The organism is Myxococcales bacterium (assembly GCA_023898405.1).
GTDB lineage: Bacteria > Myxococcota > UBA727 > UBA727 > JABDBI01.
In genome coordinates, this window is sequence record CP060221.1 from 1,057,714 (window position 1) to 1,073,132 (window position 15,419).

A 15,419-nucleotide genomic window follows, 5' to 3' on the forward strand; every position below is an offset into this window, starting at 1 on the left:
CGGCACCTCAACCTCTAAGGATGTAACATGGCCTCTATCGAAATTTCTGACGCTATAGGCGGCAAAAAAAGTATTAGCTTGTTCAAACGTCTTTCTATAGTTGGCCGAGGTGAAGGCGTAGATATCGAGCTTCTCGACCCCAACGCTCCAGCATTGGCAGCTTATATTAGCCAAAGCGGAAATTCTTTTACTCTCTCTATACCCGAACACGAACCTGCAGCCCTTGTAAAAGGATTTCCATCAAAGAAATTCACTCTAATTGATAATGAAAGTTTTAGTTTGGGATCAGACCTACTCACTTTTAGAGCTCACGATCAAGAACATATCTCCACAGAAAACAAAAAAAATGATGAGTATGATCAAGTGCTCGCCTACAAAAGATTGCTCAATTTCTCGCAAAGAATCGCCAAAGAAAAAGATATTGATACGCTTCTTTCAACCTTACTCAAAGAAATTACTCAACTTACAGGCGCTGAGCATGGCTTTTTAGTTTTGATAGAAGATGGCGTTCCCAAAAGAAAAGTTCAGGAATCAATCGATAGCAAAGAACCCATGGAATGCTTAAGCCCAATGAGTGACTCTATCGTAAAAAAAGTTATTAGCCAAAAAGAACCAGTAATAATTAGCGATGCCCTCAACGATCAAGAATTTTCAAGCTCTTTATCAGTTATCAACTATCGTTTGACTTCTGTGATGTGCGTTCCCCTGATATATCAAGGACATATTTTTGGCGCAATCTATGTTGCCAATAACTCTTTTACCCATGCATTTAACCAAAAAAGTTTAGAGCTCATGACCATCTACTCCAGCCAAGCAGCTATGCTCGTGCAGAATGCTCTTCATATCAACGCTCTCAAAAACCATACAAAATCTTTGCAAGACAGCCTAGAATTCACTAAATTTGGTGGTTTGATTGGCGGCTGCTCAAGTATGCAGCATATTTTTCGTCAGGTTGAAAAAATTGCATCCACCGATGTGAATGTGTTGATAACAGGTGAAACAGGAACAGGAAAAGAGCAAATTGCACGCGAAATACATAACCGCTCACTCAGAAAAGAGAACTCTTTTATTATTGTTAACTGCAATGCCATACCAGAAAATTTGCTAGAGAGTGAATTATTCGGGCATGTCAGGGGGGCGTTTAGTGGTGCCACCCAAAGCCGTATTGGAAAAATTCAGATGGCACATAACGGCACCATCTTTTTAGATGAAATCAGTGAACTGCCATTGCATTTGCAAATAAAAATTATGGAGGTTTTAAGCGAAAACCGCATAAGCAAAATTGGCGATAACAAAAGCGAAGAAATAAATATTCGAGTTATCGCTGCAAGCAATCGCGACTTAATGGAAATGGTCAAAGCTCAGGCTTTTCGTCAAGATCTTTACTACCGGCTCAACATCGTTCAAATAACAGCACCTCCTCTCAGAGAAAGAGGCAACGATGTATTGGTTATTGCTAATTTTTTCCTACAAAAATATGCCAAAATCTATGGCAAAGAAGTCATAGGCTTAGATCAAGAAGCACAAAATACCATTCTCAATTTTCAATGGCCTGGAAATATACGGCAACTGGAAAACCGTATTCGAAGAGCGGTAGTCATGAGCGATCACAATCGCATTAGTGTGAATGACTTGGGCATCAAAGCTGATATGGAAAATGGCATCTTACCTTTAGCAGATGCTCTTGAACGCTTCCGTTCTCAGTATATCCACGAATCGCTGGAAAGAAATGCCCACAACAGGACTAAGACTGCACACGAACTTGGCGTTGATCCGCGAACTATTTTTCGGCACCTAGAAGGATTAAAGAAGGAATTGGACAGTTGAATTCCAAAGACTGCTCAATGTAATTTTGTTCATTACTTATGTTGTAAGATGTTAAGCAACACCAGAATATTGACCTATTTTTTCGAGGAATTCGTGAAGAGATTTTACCTGGAATTAGTGTGCTTCTTACAGGTATCCTTGATTGGCTGTGTTGATTACGTAAAGATGGATGAAGAGAGCATGTTAAATGAATTACATTCATTTCCGCCGGTAATCGATACTCAATATTTAAGCCCGCACCCTTCGAGCTTGATAAATACTATTAGTCTAGGAAAAAATTGCAGTGTAGTTTTTAAAGTACCTCCTATCAAGGATAAAAACCCCAACGATACGCTGTATTACTTATGGTTTTTGGATAATCGGCTCGTGCTCCCTCAGTCTACAATTGCTCCGGAATTTCGTGATTCAGGTATCATCACGCTCACTATCGACGAGCAATTCTTGCTGTCTCATTTTGAACCTAAAGCAATAAAAGATTTTTTTAGCAGGCCTCATTTGATCGAATTCTTTGTGTCGGACGTGGTCTGGCAAATTCCCGAAAGTCGATATCTAGATGAAAGCAAACAAGATGGAAAAAATCATGTGGATTATGCGTATTGGATCGTCAACTTCAATAATGATCCGTGCTAACTCAAAACCTTTGGGTCTAGGATTTTTACTTGCGTGTTTCCTGGGCGTTTCTCTTTCCTGCTCCAAAGGAATATTCAACGATGATATCAATGCAGACAGCGCATTTTTTGATTGTGGAGATTTTTGTAAAGAGCACGAACTTAATGTTTTTAAGTATGGAAAATTTCACATTGAGGTCGATGCCATTGGCCAACCGCCCCAAATATTTTACAATGTAGAACCAAAAATGCTCGCTCAAGGACTAGAACTCAACAGATACATAACAGTCAGCGGTTTTGCACAGGGAGCTTCAGCATTTCTTAAACTTGATGCACAAAAAGAACACAACCCTACATCCTTTTTCGCCGATATCATCGCCATTCCTGTTGCCAACAAACTAAATTACCTATCACCACCGCTGCCGCTCATAAGATCTAAACTTAAAAGTGACCAAAGCTTTTCTATCATGGTTCAGGCAGATCTCGATTATGTGTTTGTTCTCAATCCTAATGGGCTCTACAACCGAGCTCCTATTTTTCTAAGCCCAGGACCGCTCAATAAAGATACAAATCTGAGCTTTAACGTCGCCAAAGAAAAACCAAAACTTATGGGACGCGTTTCCTCTAGCGATACAAGCCTGATGGCAAACTTTCAAATTCCACAGATCAAAGCTAAAATCACTCAAGGTAATCGATTGGTTTCTTCGGTAGAGTCCATTAAAAAAAATGGCACTATTGTTATAGAGCTCTCTGATACATTTTTGGCACCACCTAAAGATCTCCCATTAACCCTTATTATTGAAGCGCAGGATCCAGAGATTGCCTTGCCAAGGGTAAAAATAAAATTAGACAAAAATATACTTGGGACTGATATTAATATTGGCGATATTGATCTTGGCCAACTCTATCCACCATTTCCTGCCACTTTAGAAATTGTAGGTGCCGATCAGTCTGTCATTGCCCATGCAACTGTCTTTATGAGGGCTAAGGTTGGCCTTGGCACTTCTTTTATCAAGAAGCAGGTGGATAGCTCGGGACTCACAACTTTCAATCAGCTTTATCAGGGATCATATGACATTGCAGTTATTCCGCCGTTTGCCAGCCCTTTTGCTATGAAACTTATCAAAAACTTTAACCTAGAAACTGCTCCAAAAAATAATATTAAAATAGAGCTTCCTTTACGCCAATATTTTCACGGAACCATTAGCGATAGCAACAATAACAAAGTAAGTGGAGCCCAAGTTGAGCTCCTGCGCATCGGGAATATAGGAGACTTTGCCACAGAAGATATTTTTGATGACATGCTCTTTAAGCTGACGGCGATAACCAATATCGATGGTCACATTTGTCAAAGGAATTTTGGCTTTGAAACCTCTAATCAAAATCAATGCTCACCTTTAACACTCGATGAAGGACGTTATCTCGCTCATATTATCCCCGCTCCAGGTAGTAAGCTTGCACATCATTGGCTCACCTTCGACTTCCCTAAAACAAATTCACTCAACATAAATCTTGATTCTCCTCGGGTTTTGGTTGGAAAGATCTTTGCGCCAAAACGTGAAGCAGTAATTAAAAATGCTTTCATCACCATTTATTCGGCAAAAAACAGTTTTTATGGCCAAGCAAAAGTAGTGGCCAGCACCATAACTGATACCAATGGAATCTTACGTGCTTTTATCTCAGAGAATTAGAACCACCGAACTTAGGCTTAAGTCGTACCAATCAATCTGCAAAATAAAGCTCTTAGCTGCTTTCCTAAAGAGAATAAAATATTTGGCATGAACTTTTTGCTAACAATTAAAAAATCAAACAATATGAAGATCTTGCCGCTAGACATAGCAGCGTACTTGCCTTATCCATCTTTCCATCTATACTTAGTCTGCAGTACATAAAATCAAATGGAGGCCATGGTGACGGGACAAAAACCACACCCTGATACAGCCGCTCCCAGCAATTTGCCAAGCGAACTGCCTATTTTACCTTTGCGGAATAGCGTCTTTTTTCCTGGCGCAGTGATGCCACTTACCATTGGCCGCACTAAGACCATTCGACTCATTGAAGAGGCTACCAAAGAAAAAAGCTTATTGGGTATTATCACTCAGCGTGCGCCCGAGATCGATGATCCTGGCCTAGAAGACATGTACAAAGTTGGTACCGCTGCTCGTATCATCAAACTTGCGCGAGCTGGGAAAGATGGATTCAATATTGTCGTTGAAGGGGTCTGTCGTTTTAAGGTAGATGAATTTAACCAAACAGATCCTTTTTTTACAGCAAAAGTTTCCCCCCTCGTTGATGAAGACAGCAATGATGTTGAAGTTGAAGCTCTGTCATTAAATTTACGGAACACAGCGCGAGAAGTAATTGATCTTTTGCCTGAAATTCCGGTTATGGCCAAACAGTTGCTCGATTCCATCAGCGCACCTGGACATTTGGCTGACCTTATCACCGCCAATATCGATGCTACTATTGAAGAAAAGCAAGATGTCTTGGAGGCGGTAGCTCTCAAAAAGCGATTGGTAAAAGTGCTCGAACTTCTCAACCGTCAATTTGAGGTGCTCAAGCTTTCAAATAAAATCAACACCCAAGTAAAAGGTGAAATGAGCAAGACGCAACGAGAGTACTATCTGCGTCAACAACTCAAAGCCATTCGCGAAGAACTCGGTGAAAAAGACGATGAAGAAAATGGCCTAGAAGAACTCAAAAAACGACTTAAAGATGCTGAACTTTCTGAAGAAGCCCAAAAGGCTGCGAAGAGAGAACTTAAAAGAATGAGCAATATGCAACCTAGTCAAGCCGAGTACACTGTTGCTCGCACCTATCTTGATTGGCTTGCTGATTTACCTTGGACAAAGTCAAGCAAAGACAATCTCAACTTGACGAATGCAAAGAAGATTCTAGACCATGATCACTATGGTTTGGATAGAATCAAAAAGCGTATCATAGAGTATCTGGCTGTCAGAAAACTTAAAGATGACATGAAGGGCCCCATTTTATGCTTCTTGGGACCTCCTGGCGTTGGTAAAACTTCTTTGGGCCGCTCAATCGCTCAGGCATTGGGTAGAAAGTTTTATCGTATGTCCTTAGGTGGTGTACGTGATGAAGCAGAAATTCGTGGCCACAGACGGACTTACATTGGAGCGCTTCCTGGCCGTATTATTCAGGGCATGAAAAAAGCCGGAATGCACAACCCGGTATTTTTGCTCGATGAGATCGATAAACTTGGCAACGATTTTAGAGGTGATCCTTCCAGCGCTTTGCTTGAAGTACTCGATCCAGAACAAAATAGTACCTTTAGCGATCATTATTTAGACGTTCCCTTTGATCTATCGAAAGTCTTATTCATAGCTACAGCTAATGAAACAGATACTATTCCTGCAGCTCTAAAAGACCGTATGGAGGTTATAGAGCTCCCTGGTTATACCTATGAAGAAAAACTCAATATTGCCAAGCGCCATTTGATTCCTAAGCAAATTCTTGCCCACGGTATTAGCGACGATGATATTGAAATACCAGATGAAAGTATCATGCTCATCGCCCATGGCTATACACGCGAAGCAGGTGTCAGAAATTTTGAACGTGAAGTAGCTGCTGTCTGTCGTTATATCGCTGTTTTGGTAGCCAAACATAAGCAAGAATACCCAGACAAGGCTTTTGGAAAAGTTGTAGTAGATAAAGCCTACGTGGAAAAAATACTTGGGCCTGAGCGTTTTTATAACGAAAGCGCTGAACGCACTTCTATTCCTGGTATTGCTACTGGGCTTGCCTGGACTGCAGCGGGCGGTGATTTGCTTTTCATCGAAGCTACCCGCATGGGAGGAAAGGGCTCTCTCATTCTCACCGGAAAATTGGGTGAAGTAATGAAAGAATCTGCCCAAACTGCTCTATCGTGGGTACGCAGTAAAGCTTCAGATTTTTCTTTGGCCTCATCTGTCAATGAGCATTTTTTGGATAAAACCGATATCCACATTCACTTTCCAGCTGGTGCTATTCCTAAAGATGGACCTTCGGCTGGTGTGACAATCATCACAGCCTTGGTTTCGCTTCTTACCGGAAGACGTACTCGAGCAAATATCGCCATGACTGGCGAAGTAACATTGCGCGGCCTGGTTCTTCCTGTTGGCGGTATTAAAGAAAAAGTGTTAGCTGCTCACAGAGCCGGTATAAAACAAGTGATCATGCCTGCACGCAATCAAAAAGATCTCGATGATATCCCGAAAAATGTCCGTTCAGAGATCAAATTTGTCTTTGCTAAAAATGTTGATGACGTATTAGAGGCAGCCTTGATGCCTGATAAAATCAAAAAGAAATCAATCAAACTTCCTGCCTCTTCTGAAGAAGCAGCTCAAATTTAAATGCATTATGTCGCTCTAGTTTTTTCTAGAGCGACTATTTCCCCTGTTTTCTGGCCATATTATGAAATCCTTTCTTAAAAGCTTTCACTTTGCCTTCATGGGCCTAAAATATGCTTTATTGAATGAACGCAATTTTCGCATTCTGATTTTATGTTCTTTATTGGTAATACTTGGAACTCTTTTACTCAATTTCAGCTTTCTACAACAGATAATGGCGCTTATTCTCATGGCTGGGCTTTTGTCATTTGAGCTAATGAACAGTGCCGTTGAAAATTGTTGTAATGCCAGTGGTTCCAAGTTCGATCTTCACAAAAAAAATGCCAAGGACATGGCGGCAAGCAGCGTCTTAATTTTTTGTCTGCTCACTCTTTTTTGCCTTTGCTCATTTCTTTTATCTCAACAAAATTATTTACCAGAACTGCTAAAAAATTCTCCCTTGGGACCTATCAGTTTATTGGGAATGCTTGCAATTAATTTTCCTCTTTGTCTGAGAGCTCCATCGATTATCTTAAGCATCGCCTCAGTGATTCTCAGTATATCTTTTCATTGCATTATCGCTTTTCAGATAGCCAGCTCACTTGGCATGCTCTGTGTAAGTTTTTTAATTCACAGCGCTTTGTGCTACTCACATTTAAAACGTTCCACACAAAAAATTAAGCAGTAACATAAACATAATGAACAATATTGAAAAATTTATCGAAGCCTATAAACCCCAATACGGGGCCGACACCACAATGATTATCGAATCACTAATGGAGCATGAGGAAAAAGTAGCCCTGATCAATCCTTTTATTCCCGAAGAAAATATCACTTCATATATCGATGCACCCATCACTAATTTTCTAGGACAAAAAATTTGCCAAAGCCACCTAAAACCCGAACGCATAGACAGTCTGCTCAGCCACTACTTTCTTGATCGATCTTCTTTACTAGCCCCAAGCCTTCTTCCCCAACACCCTGGATCTAATTTCTTGGATATGTGCTCTGCGCCAGGTGGAAAATTGCTTGCTTCCGTATTTCTCAGAGTAAAAAATGTTTCATTTGTGGCCAATGATCTTTCCCATGCTCGCGCTCACCGCTTAAAAAAAGTTGTCAAAGATTATCTGCCCAATGACATAGCTTTAGATTTTGCAGCAAAAGATGCTTCGTTGATTGGACTTAAACAGCCTGAGCACTATGATGCAGTTTTGCTCGATGCTCCTTGCTCAAGCGAAGCACACCTAATCAAGAACCCTACTTTGCTCAACCAGTTTTCAGGTTTGAGAAAAAATCTTCCCCATCGCCAGTACGCTCTTCTTTGTTCAGCCTTAATGGCTACAAAAAAGAATGGCTTTATCATGTATTCCACATGCAGCATCAATAAAAATGAAAACGAAGAGATCATAAAGCGTGTGCTGAAAAAAAAGGGTGATCTGCTTTCGCTCGTGCCCTTAAAAACTCCCTTAGGAAATATCACTCCCTGGGGCGTGGAAATCATGCCGCACAAAGATAAAGCAGGCCCTGCTTTCCTTTCTCTTTTGCAAAAAATTTAATTATTATAAAACGATTTTTCGATTAATTTTCATACCTTAATTAACGGTTTGAGCTTAGGCCACATACTATTTTTTGGTTTTAAAAACATAACTATTTTTTCAACGTCGCGGTTGGATAAAAATAGTATATAGAAAATGATCATGAGCATCCCAAAGGTAAAGAGCCCCATAGTGAATGCAATTGCCAAATGCAAACAGACTCCCACCGCTAACCAGAAGGGACGAAGTATCCTAGAGGTCATAGCAAAAGCAAATAGAGCCTGAAAGAAAATGGTACCATAAGCAACACTCACCAAAATCCAGTCATGCTCCAAAAGATACTGAGTGATTGCTTGGTTGGCATATTCAGGAATCTGCAAAATATAATACATGGCAACACCATCAACCCAAGCATCAGCACGAATTTTTGAAATACTCGCTTGAATATAAACAAAAACAATCTGCATTTGCATGCTTAAAACCAGCAAACAAAATAGCCATTTTTGGTATGGATCGCTTCTGCTTTTTTCAATACCTTTTGCATCGCAAAAGATATACAAAAATAAAATAATTCTCAGTAAGATAGTGCCCCCATCAATGATGGAATCACAGGCAGTGAGCATACACACAGAAGATGACCACAAAACTAATCTAGCAACCATATTACTAGGACGAAAAATTATAGATGCAGCAATGCCAACCTGAACCAAAATAAGAGGGTAAAAATATTTTTTTATTAAAGGGCTTAGCAAGTCTGGACTCAAACCAAGGGGATAAACACCTGAATACGGAGAGCAAAACCCATACTCAGAGGTCAGCAATCCACGAATGCTGTATATTTTAAATGCATGAAATATGACCCATACACTCAAACAAATTTCAAACAAACGAAGCGCCTTATCTCGTTTAACAAATGAATCTGCCCAATGATTTAAAGATATTTTGATATGTTGAAACATTGCTCTTCTCCTTTATAGCAGCATTTCTTCACTCTGATAGATAAGCTTTTCATCTAGGAGCTCTTGGCTTTTGCGCTTGCTAAAGGGTACGGCCACTACTTTAAATAATCGCCACTGAGCGATATCCTGGTTTCCTGCGTAGTATCTAATAAATTTTTGCAGTCGTTCATACATTTTTTCTTCAAGAAGTTCTTCAAGAGGACCTGTTACACTATCTTTTTTGCCATCGATCGCTGTGCCTAAACTCCGTGCTAATTCCATCTGAATGTAGAGCTCTTTTTCTGCTCCCCCAATTAAATTGCGATGATGCTTTTTAATTGCCTCTTGTATTGGAGCTCTATACATGGAAAATTCCTCATCTTGATTGCGAGATCTAATTTCTAAACGAAATGCATTAGATGGAACAGGAGTAAAAAAATACCACTGTTGTGGAGCTATACTATTGCTATAGTCTATCGCTGTATTGGCGTATTTTAACGACAATGGATTCTGTGGAAACATCGATATAACTATAAAAAAATTATGCAAAAAAACTCCAACAATACCCGCTGAGAATATAATTTTTTTAAGCCTGCAATTCATCAATTTTTCCAAGTAAAAGCCCGAATATTTTCGGGCTATATGCATTATTTATCGAATTTTTTTTCGTATGACTCATCAAAACTCTTTGGAGGAGCCCAAATATAGATTGCCCTTCCTAGAGTTGCTGATTCTTTCTCTCCGATATCAAAAGTTTTTTCATTAATGTCCTTATTTTCAGAACCAGCTAGAGCGTTAAAAGACAAAGCAAAAATTGCCATTGGAACAAAAATTATTTTTGTAAGTTTCATCTTTTCCTCATTTTTTTTGGCTATTAGTTAATCACTCATAACTTCACATGAATTACTGATGGCTAAATAATAACCAGCTTTTATAGATAGTTAGCTCAACAAAGTTTGAGCTAAATCAACTTTTATGCTTGATTTGTAACTAATTTTGAAATTTTGTTTTAAAAAAATTATTTTTTTCGACAAATTATTTCACACATGCTTTATTAGGATGATGAAACAGTAAGAGAATGCTTTAATTAGTTGCGTGGCTTTTTGGAAAATAAATTTAGGGGCTGTAGTAGCTAAGCCCAATTAAGGGTAAGCTACTTCAATGTATAAGAGACGCAGCCGTTTAACAGTGCGCCAGCAGAGCGAACTGATAAAATTATTTGTTGCTGGTGTAACCGCCAGAGCAGCATCAGAACTGGTTATTATTCAATCTAATACAGCCAGTAATTTCTTCTTAAGGTTAAGAAAATTAATAGCCAGCAAACTTCCAAGCTATGACTTAAGCGGAGAAATTACTGGCTGTATTAGATTGAATAATAACCAGTAATTTCTTCTTAAGGTTAAGAAAATTAATAGCCAGCAAACTTCCAAGCTATGACTTAAGCGGAGAAATTGAAGTAGATGAAAGTTATTTTGGCGGAGTTCGAAAAGGCAAGAGAGGACGTGGAGCTGGAGGTAAAGTAGCTGTTTTTGGCCTTCTTAAGCGAGGTGGCAAGGTTTACACAGCCATCATTCCTAATGCAAAAACAGAAACTCTTCTGCCTATTGTAGAAGAGAAAGTTCTTCCGGACAGCATAGTTTATACAGATACCTTTAAATCATATAATGCCTTAGATGTATCTGCATTTCACCATATGCGCATTAATCATTCCAAGCTGTTTGCTGATAAGCAAAACCATATCAATGGGATTGAGAACTTCTGGAACCAAGCCAAACGCAATCTGCGTAAGTTTAATGGGATAAAACAGGATAATTTTTATTGGTTTCTTAAGGAATGTGAATGGCGCTTCAACGGAGGCAATCACCAACAGCTTCTAAAACAGCTAAAATACTGGTATAAACACACTAAACATTAACGCTTAGCTACTACAGCCCCTAAATTTAATATGATTGTCGACAACTAAGCTTTACAGGTGAGTGAGGGCATACAGCTTCAGTAATTTCAATTCTATTTTTTTTCTTTTCATCTTCAGTTGCTTCCATGACATTCAATTCACATGAAGTTGTCGCTGTGCCATACAGTTCTTTTACCTGTATAAAAGCACCAAATGGAATTTTGAGCGTAACAGAGCTCACTGCTTCACTTAAGAGAGATTGGCTCCAGGTAGTACCATTTTTCTGCGGTACACTGACACTCACAACTCGTTTGCTATTGTTTACAAAAGTAAGTGTTGTGTCTGGCCACTCAGTTGAATCAGCATGCACGCCAACTGCTTGCAGCAACATAGCTAAAATAAAGGTAATTTTAAAAAACATAATAATTCTAATCATACTGTAACTCTTATATAATAGTCTCTTCTCCTTTTAATAACTAAAGAGCGAACAATCAGCTTAAATTATTTCTATCGCCCAAATTTTGAGCACTATCGGTTAATAAAATCATCACGTCTACAAGAGAATAAAGCTGCTTAATTGCCAAAATAAAGCCAAAGCCTAAAATCTATAAACTCTTTGACTGAATATTCAAATTTTCCTTTTTCAATTACTCTGGTAAAAAACACTCTATCTGCTTCTATTTTATGTAAATTTTCCCACCATTCTATGCTGTTAACCCCACAAAAATTTGGAATATTTGAAACATCCATTGCCCCAATTTTTAAATTTATTTGTGAAATGAATACATTCAAGGTTTCAATATCACACACAATATTAAGATTGGTAACAGCAATTTGTTGGTGTTCTATAGCATTAACAATTTTCCCCCAATAATCGTCACTTTCCCAGTAATATTTTTTTTGATTTTTAACTGTTTTATAATTAAAAATATTGTCAAATTTTAAATGATAGTTCAGATACTTTTGATTAACTTTAGTTTTTAAAAAAGGGTTTCCATTACAATAGGGCATCAGAATATCGTCTAAAACTTTTTTTTGTATTTCCACTTGCATTTGATTAAAGCTAAGGTTTAGTTGCGCCCACTCATTTACTTCCTCAGCTAGAGGTTCATGGCCTAAAAAATTAGCCATATAATGCATTCTTTGGGCAGTTAAATTATTCGGGTAAATTTGTGATAGCCACTTTATATAAGCTAAGTGAGCACGATTAAAATCAACTATTTTTTTATCTATATCTGTCATCAGTAGATGAGTAATATTTTGACACCAAGAAAACATAATAAGTGTACGAATTGTGCCAACCGATACCAATAAGTTTTCTACCTCATCCAAAGCTTCGCTATTAAATAATCCTGGTTCTAGCTCATTAGGAAAAACATATTTACCAGCCCATTGAACAGTCTGAAATTCAACTTTGGGGACTCTTTCACCGTTTAAAGTGTTAAAATCTTGAGTCTTCAGTGTGAAACTAAAAAAAAATAAAAATATAATTTTCACAGTAAAAATCCCGTAGCCTAAAAAGGGTGAGTTTGGTCTTCAAAAGCGGCATTTATATATTCAAAGATATTATTTAAACCCGGTATTACAGTTTTAGTTTATTTCGCAAATTATTTAGGCCAAAAATTTTAATACTTGAGAAAGCTGAAGAAGAGCTGAGTCGATTAATCAAGATCTCCCGCTCGAGGCTCTCGCATTTATTCTAAAAAAAGCTCAACTAAAAGATTATCTACGTGATCCTTAATCATACTCAAATCACTTTGCTCATTGTCAGCACAAAATTGATCTATTTTACTTAAATAATCAAGGTATGAAGGGCTCGTGATGCTTTTACAGGTCCATCGATCAGTGTCTTCATCTAATAAAATTAGGTTTCTAACCTTTTTAAATTCCCCGAATTCAGCACAAAAACTTTCTTTATTAGTTTTTATTTTTTCTTGGATTTTGCTAGTAGCATCTAGAATTTCTTGGAATCCATTTGCTAAAAGCCCTAATGAAGTAAACAAAAAGCACGCTACACTAAGCAAAGCAATTTTTTTCATAGCTTTCCCTTTTAATTTTCATTCGATGGTTAATGCTCGAGCCCTGGTTACTTCAAAAACAACAGCTGTTCCCTAAATATTTCAATAAGCCTATTTAGAGTTCATAGAACAGCAAGCTTTAGCTTAAACTGAGCTGTTTACTTCTTCTGCTCAAAAGCACCATCAAAATTATAGCAGCAGTTGACATCAGGATTGAGATAAACTGGCTGGTTGAAAGTACATTCTCAATGACAAAACCACGCGCTGTATCGCCACGAAGTGTTTCCGTCAAAGAGCGCATGATCGAATACAAAATGAAATACAAAAGCGTTATTTGCCCGTGAGCTCGCTTCATCGGAATCAACAACATCAAAATGAAAAATATGGCGATATTGCCAAAAGACTCCACCAGCTGAACAGGAAATAAGGGCAAAGTCGTGCCAATTTTTTTCATGAGCGTCAAAGTTTCGCCCGAAGCTTGATTATAAAGAGAACTAAAAGCAATCGATCCTGGAGGAAATGCCAAAGCAAAAGGAACATCAGCAATAACATTGCCAGCCTGATCCAAATGATAGACTGGATTTCCAAAGCAACATCCACCAGCCACACATCCAAGCCGCCCAATGGCGTGGCCTATAGCCAAACCAGGCGCACAAAAATCTGCCATTTCAGCCATGGGCAATTTTCTTTTCTTACAAAAAATAACGAGCGCCAAAGCACCGCCAACAGCTCCCCCCCAAAAAACAAAGCCCCCCTTCCAAAGCGCAAAAATTGTAGGGATGGAAATTCCTAAGGCTGGAATCTCAGTGAAAGGCTGTTCCACAAAATAGTAATGGGATTCAACAATAATAAAGAGGACTCTTGCTCCTAAAAGCGCTCCTACCAAAGCCCAAAATGCGTAGTCAACAATATCGTTGTGATATTTTTTACCTAGCAAAGCCTGACGATAAGCTACAAAGGTACCGGCAATCAAACCTAGAACATAGAGCGCGCCATAAGTATGCACAGGTAAATCCAAAAAAGGTATGCGAAACAGTTCAGGTAACATTAGTTCACTCCAGCTTAGGCAATGGCAAATTAAATATTCATGCACAAACAAGCATCACTTGTAGATTAACGCCTTTTTAACTATGGGTAAGCGCATCTAGCAAAAATATTTTTAAAGACTGCTTTGTAAATAGTTGCCTAATAATTTTTGAAGATATTTTTAACAGTCTCTTAGGTGCCAAATATGTCTCAATTGTTCAACACGCTAGCATTGTGTCCAGGCTCAGAAAATGGAGTAGGGCCAGAGCTTTTACTCTCTTCTTTGCTACACCACAACTTTAATGCGAATTTTATATGGTGCTCAGACAAACTATCATTGGAGCGGGCAGCGTTTCGCAATAAAAGCACCATAGAATTTTTGAGCAACAATAAAGTTTGTCTAAAACCAGGCTTAACTTTGGAATATTTGCGCGATTACCCATCAGCATTAAATACTTCTCAACGAGCTGCTTTATCATTAAAAAATGCTGTCGATTTGGCTTTATCTAAAAAAATAAATGCCATCGTCACCGGTCCCGTTGAAAAAGCTGACCTATCCTCGCTTTTGGATGGGCCATGGCCTGGCCAAACTGAATATTTTTCCCATCATCTATCAAAACCTGGTCAAAAAGCATTCATGGCTTTTTTGGGCGCTCCCTTCATCATGAGTATGATGAGCGTTCACAGCCCCTTAAAAAAAATCCCCCAAATTATTAATAAAGATGCCGTAATAAAACGTATTTTTGCTCTAGCCCACGAATCGAGCATAATTCTTGGCAAAAACGCCAAAAAAATAAACATCGCTGTATTGGGGCTTAATCCTCACGCGGGTGAGAATGGCCTATTGGGGGCTGAAGAAATAGAACACATTATACCCGCAATTAAAATTTGTAATGAAGAAGGATATAACATCACCGGACCTCATGCTGCCGATGGATTTTTTGCCTACCATCAACGATATGCTCCTGATGTTGTGCTTGCTATGTATCACGACCAAGGACTCATCCCTTACAAGATGCTCGCCCACAATGCAGTCAACGCCACCTTAGGATTAAGTGTACCACGCACGAGTCCTGCACACGGCACCGCCAATGAGCTTGTAGGAAGTGGCAACGCTTCTTTCGAATCCACCAGCAAGGCTATTGAGCTTGCTATAAAACTTGCAGACTCGTCTCGTCAGATAACTTCGAACTTATAGCATTGCGTCCCTTTAATGTTTTTAATCTTAGAGACTATTTAAAAGTA

General features: G+C 38.8%; 15 protein-coding genes and 1 pseudogene. 9 read left to right on the forward strand and 7 right to left on the reverse strand.

What is annotated here, in order from left to right; translation table 11 throughout:
• Positions 1-27: 27 nt before the first annotated feature.
• The 6 genes from H6731_04855 to H6731_04880 all read left to right on the forward strand — a co-directional run bounded on the left by H6731_04855 (position 28) and on the right by H6731_04880 (position 8,319).
• Complete coding sequence (locus H6731_04855) at positions 28-1,827, forward strand: sigma 54-interacting transcriptional regulator (protein USN51740.1); 1,800 nt, start codon at positions 28-30, stop codon at positions 1,825-1,827.
• Positions 1,828-1,920: 93 nt separating this feature from the next.
• Positions 1,921-2,457: a hypothetical protein gene (locus H6731_04860; GenBank protein USN51741.1), complete on the forward strand. Its 537-nt coding sequence runs from the start codon at positions 1,921-1,923 to the stop codon at positions 2,455-2,457.
• Positions 2,408-4,126, forward strand: coding sequence for a hypothetical protein (locus H6731_04865; protein ID USN51742.1), 1,719 nt, complete (start codon positions 2,408-2,410; stop codon positions 4,124-4,126). The genes H6731_04860 and H6731_04865 overlap by 50 nt, the downstream gene beginning before the upstream one ends.
• A 207-nt stretch (positions 4,127-4,333) precedes the next feature.
• Positions 4,334-6,787, forward strand: a complete 2,454-nt coding sequence (gene lon / locus H6731_04870) for an endopeptidase La (protein USN51743.1) — start codon at positions 4,334-4,336, stop codon at positions 6,785-6,787.
• A 61-nt stretch (positions 6,788-6,848) separates the two neighbouring features.
• The gene (locus H6731_04875) at positions 6,849-7,451 is read left to right on the forward strand and encodes a diacylglycerol kinase (protein USN51744.1); all 603 of its coding nucleotides are present in this window, start codon (positions 6,849-6,851) and stop codon (positions 7,449-7,451) included.
• Between the two features lie 10 nt (positions 7,452-7,461).
• On the forward strand, positions 7,462-8,319 hold the full coding sequence (locus H6731_04880; protein USN51745.1) for a hypothetical protein: 858 nt from the start codon (positions 7,462-7,464) through the stop codon (positions 8,317-8,319).
• 29 nt (positions 8,320-8,348) lie between these two features.
• On the opposite strand, the gene H6731_04885 is transcribed toward H6731_04880, so the two are convergent.
• The 3 genes from H6731_04885 to H6731_04895 all read right to left on the reverse strand — a co-directional run bounded on the left by H6731_04885 (position 8,349) and on the right by H6731_04895 (position 10,087).
• A complete protein-coding gene (locus H6731_04885) occupies positions 8,349-9,257 on the reverse strand; it encodes an HTTM domain-containing protein (GenBank protein ID USN51746.1) in 909 nt (302 codons plus the stop codon).
• 12 nt (positions 9,258-9,269) lie between these two features.
• Positions 9,270-9,785, reverse strand: coding sequence for a hypothetical protein (locus H6731_04890; protein ID USN51747.1), 516 nt, complete (start codon positions 9,783-9,785; stop codon positions 9,270-9,272).
• A 98-nt stretch (positions 9,786-9,883) separates the two neighbouring features.
• Positions 9,884-10,087, reverse strand: a complete 204-nt coding sequence (locus tag H6731_04895; protein ID USN51748.1) for a hypothetical protein — start codon at positions 10,085-10,087, stop codon at positions 9,884-9,886.
• 310 nt (positions 10,088-10,397) lie between these two features.
• On the opposite strand from H6731_04895, the gene H6731_04900 reads away from it, so the two are divergent.
• Both H6731_04900 and H6731_04905 read left to right on the forward strand, forming a co-directional pair.
• Positions 10,398-10,622 (forward strand): hypothetical protein, encoded by a 225-nt coding sequence (locus H6731_04900; protein ID USN51749.1) that lies wholly within the window; start codon positions 10,398-10,400, stop codon positions 10,620-10,622.
• 49 nt (positions 10,623-10,671) lie between these two features.
• Positions 10,672-11,151 (forward strand): annotated as a pseudogene (locus H6731_04905) (IS1595 family transposase).
• Positions 11,152-11,176: 25 nt separating this feature from the next.
• On the opposite strand, the gene H6731_04910 reads toward H6731_04905, so the two are convergent.
• The 4 genes from H6731_04910 to lgt all read right to left on the reverse strand — a co-directional run bounded on the left by H6731_04910 (position 11,177) and on the right by lgt (position 14,196).
• Positions 11,177-11,566: a hypothetical protein gene (locus H6731_04910; protein ID USN51750.1), complete on the reverse strand. Its 390-nt coding sequence runs from the start codon at positions 11,564-11,566 to the stop codon at positions 11,177-11,179.
• A 137-nt stretch (positions 11,567-11,703) separates the two neighbouring features.
• Positions 11,704-12,627, reverse strand: coding sequence for a hypothetical protein (locus tag H6731_04915; GenBank protein USN51751.1), 924 nt, complete (start codon positions 12,625-12,627; stop codon positions 11,704-11,706).
• A 197-nt stretch (positions 12,628-12,824) separates the two neighbouring features.
• Entirely contained in the window at positions 12,825-13,169 is a 345-nt protein-coding gene (locus H6731_04920; protein ID USN51752.1) for a hypothetical protein, read from the reverse strand.
• A gap of 118 nt (positions 13,170-13,287) precedes the next feature.
• Positions 13,288-14,196, reverse strand: a complete 909-nt coding sequence (gene lgt / locus H6731_04925) for a prolipoprotein diacylglyceryl transferase (protein USN51753.1) — start codon at positions 14,194-14,196, stop codon at positions 13,288-13,290.
• A gap of 183 nt (positions 14,197-14,379) precedes the next feature.
• On the opposite strand from lgt, the gene H6731_04930 reads away from it, so the two are divergent.
• A complete protein-coding gene (locus tag H6731_04930; protein ID USN51754.1) occupies positions 14,380-15,372 on the forward strand; it encodes a 4-hydroxythreonine-4-phosphate dehydrogenase PdxA in 993 nt (330 codons plus the stop codon).
• Positions 15,373-15,419: the final 47 nt, after the last annotated feature.

Coding starts and splice junctions, on each gene's coding strand:
- H6731_04855 (USN51740.1), top strand. CDS start 28: ATGGCCTCTATCGAAATTTCTGACGCTATAGGCGGCAAAAAAAGTATT.
- H6731_04865 (USN51742.1), top strand. CDS start 2,408: ATGTGGATTATGCGTATTGGATCGTCAACTTCAATAATGATCCGTGCT.
- lon (USN51743.1), top strand. CDS start 4,334: ATGGAGGCCATGGTGACGGGACAAAAACCACACCCTGATACAGCCGCT.
- H6731_04875 (USN51744.1), top strand. CDS start 6,849: ATGAAATCCTTTCTTAAAAGCTTTCACTTTGCCTTCATGGGCCTAAAA.
- H6731_04880 (USN51745.1), top strand. CDS start 7,462: ATGAACAATATTGAAAAATTTATCGAAGCCTATAAACCCCAATACGGG.
- H6731_04885 (USN51746.1), bottom strand. CDS start 9,257: ATGTTTCAACATATCAAAATATCTTTAAATCATTGGGCAGATTCATTT.
- H6731_04895 (USN51748.1), bottom strand. CDS start 10,087: ATGAAACTTACAAAAATAATTTTTGTTCCAATGGCAATTTTTGCTTTG.
- H6731_04900 (USN51749.1), top strand. CDS start 10,398: ATGTATAAGAGACGCAGCCGTTTAACAGTGCGCCAGCAGAGCGAACTG.
- H6731_04910 (USN51750.1), bottom strand. CDS start 11,566: ATGATTAGAATTATTATGTTTTTTAAAATTACCTTTATTTTAGCTATG.
- H6731_04920 (USN51752.1), bottom strand. CDS start 13,169: ATGAAAAAAATTGCTTTGCTTAGTGTAGCGTGCTTTTTGTTTACTTCA.
- lgt (USN51753.1), bottom strand. CDS start 14,196: ATGTTACCTGAACTGTTTCGCATACCTTTTTTGGATTTACCTGTGCAT.
- H6731_04930 (USN51754.1), top strand. CDS start 14,380: ATGTCTCAATTGTTCAACACGCTAGCATTGTGTCCAGGCTCAGAAAAT.